1 protein-coding gene is annotated in these 2843 nt (G+C 48.9%); it reads left to right on the forward strand.

Annotated features, from left to right (window positions below):
* Window positions 1-2843 (forward strand): condensation domain-containing protein (locus CVN76_RS04610; protein ID WP_157805519.1); only part of this gene is annotated, 2843 nt, incomplete at both ends.

The following is a 2843-nucleotide window of genomic DNA, read 5'->3' on the forward strand; positions in this document are numbered from 1 at the left end:
CAAAATAAGAGGGTTCCGCATCGAATTAGGGGAAATCGAAGCAAGGCTTACCCGCCATCCTGACATCGAGCAGGCTGCAGTCATCGTACGCGAAGATCAGCCGGGCGATAAACGGATCGTTGCCTATATCGTTCCATCTTTGGGAGTGACGGCGGATGTTGTGGAAATACGGGAATTTGTAGGCTGTGTTTTGCCGGAATACATGGTCCCATCCGCTATCGCTGAGCTGGAGGAGTTGCCATTGACTCCAAATGGAAAGCTCAACAGGAAGGAATTGCCCGCGCCTGATCTTTCTGCACTTGTTTCCGAACGCGCTCCCAGAACACCGCAGGAGGAAATCGTCAGCGATCTTTTCGCCGAGGTCCTGGGCCTTTCAAGGGTGGGTATCGATGATAGCTTCTTTAATTTAGGCGGTCACTCTCTTCTTGCCTCGACTTTGATGGCTCGAATAAGAGATACATTCGGAGTTGAAATAGGCATTGGTAAATTGTTCGAGACACCGACCGTTTCCGGTCTTGTCAAACAGCTTTCTAACGGGAGAAGTGCAAGGTTGCCTGTTAAAAAGGCACAAAGGCCAAAACAGGTGCCTCTTTCCTTTGCCCAGCGGCGATTATGGTTCCTTCATAGCCTGGAAGGTCCGAGCCCGACGTATAACATTCCGCTCGTGGTTGAAATGTCCGGTGAAATTGATACCGGGGCACTCGAAGCTGCGCTCAATGATGTAGTCGAGCGCCATGAATCATTGCGTACGCTCTTTCCCGTTACATCGGGTACAGCTCATCAATATGTGTTAGATCCTTCCGAGGCGCAAGTGGAATTATTGGTATCGCATATAAACGAGGCCGAGCTTGAAGCGGAAATCGCGACGGCTACGAGATATAGTTTCAATCTTGCGAAAGAACCGGCCATTTGTGCCCAGCTTTTCACAATGGCCCCTGACAAGCATGTATTGGTTTTATTATTACACCATATTGCAGGAGATGGATGGTCGTTAACACCGCTTACTCGCGATCTGACCGCAGCTTATGCTTCGCGAATTAAAGGTGACGAACCGAACCTTCCGCCGTTGCCTGTACAGTATGCCGATTATGCAATCTGGCAGGATGATCTTTTAGGAAGCGAAAGTGATGAAGCCAGTTTAGCCAATGAACAAATCGATTATTGGAAAGAGATATTAGCCAACTTGCCAGACCAATTGGAATTGTCAACCGATTTTCCGCGGCCACTCGAATCCAGCTATCGCGGCGATACGATTGATTTTTCGATAAATCCCGAAATGCATCGGCGTTTGTTGGATTTGGCTCGTGAAAATGGCGTCAGCTTATTCATGGTATTGCAATCCGGCCTGACTGCACTTCTCACTCGCCTTGGCGCCGGTAACGATATTCCGATCGGAAGTCCGATAGCGGGTCGCAGTGATGATGCTTTAAGCGATCTGGTAGGAATGTTCATCAACACCTTGGTATTAAGGACGGATACATCAGGTGATCCTACTTTCCGGGAGCTTCTTGACAGGGTGCGGAGGGTCAATTTATATGCTTATGAGCACCAGGACCTGCCGTTTGAGCGACTGGTGGAAGTGCTGAATCCAGTCCGGTCACGCTCTAGGCATCCGTTATTCCAGATCATGCTTGCGCTGCAGAATACACCAGATCCTAAATTGGAGCTTCCAGGGGTGCAATCCAATCTGAAGCTATACAGCGTAGGTGCTTCGAAGTTCGATTTGACCATGGAATTCCGAGAAGTGCATGCTGAAAATGGCAGTCCGGATGGAATCAGCGGGTTCCTTGAATATAGTACAGATCTCTTTAAGCGGGAGACTGCCGAAATGCTAATCTATCGTTTATTAAGGCTATTGGACGGCGCCCTTTCGGAACCCGATCAGCATATAGGGCTTTTGGATATACTGGCACCTGAAGAGCGTCAAAAAATCCTTGTGGACTGGAATGGAAATTCCGATGAAAAAGAGCAAGCGAGCATACCTTCACTGCTTGAAGAACAGGTGAAAAAGTATCCTCACCATATTGCCTTGGTATATGGGGAGACTTCATTGACATATGAAGAGGTGAACAAAAGGGCGAACCAGCTTGCCCGCCTGCTCATTGCGAAAGGGATAGGACCGGAGCAATTCGTCGCTTTGGCCTTGCCTAGATCATTGGAAATGGTTATCGGCCTGCTGGCTGTACTCAAGGCAGGGGCCGCATACCTGCCTCTGGATCCAGAGTATCCAGCGGACCGGTTATCGTTCATGCTCTCTGATGCCCAGCCTGCATGTGTTCTGACCGATTCGAGTGTAGCATCGAAGCTGCCTGAGATGGCTGATATTAGGCAAATCATCCTGGATGAAGCGAGTACCATTGAAGAATTAGAGCATCATTCGCCGATCAATCCAACGGATGTTGACCGCATCCGACCGTTATCGCCTTTGAATTCGGCGTATATTATCTATACTTCCGGTTCAACCGGTGTACCAAAAGGGGTTGTCGTTCCGCACCAGAATGTAATCAGACTATTTGGATCGACGCAGCATTGGTACGATTTCAATTCCAATGATGTGTGGACGATGTTCCACTCCTATGCTTTTGACTTTTCGGTGTGGGAAATTTGGGGAGCATTACTCCACGGAGGCAAGCTTGTCGTCGTGCCGCACTCGATCAGCCGATCACCTATGGAATTTTTAGGGCTATTGGTTAAAGAAGGAGTGACGGTACTGAATCAGACCCCATCGGCATTTTATCAATTGATGCAGGCCGATCGGGAAATGCCGGAAATTGGGCAGCAGCTTGCTTTACGCTATGTGATTTATGGCGGGGAGGCACTAGAACTAAGCCGTTTGGAGGATT

This window comes from Bacillus sp. mrc49 (assembly GCF_002803435.1).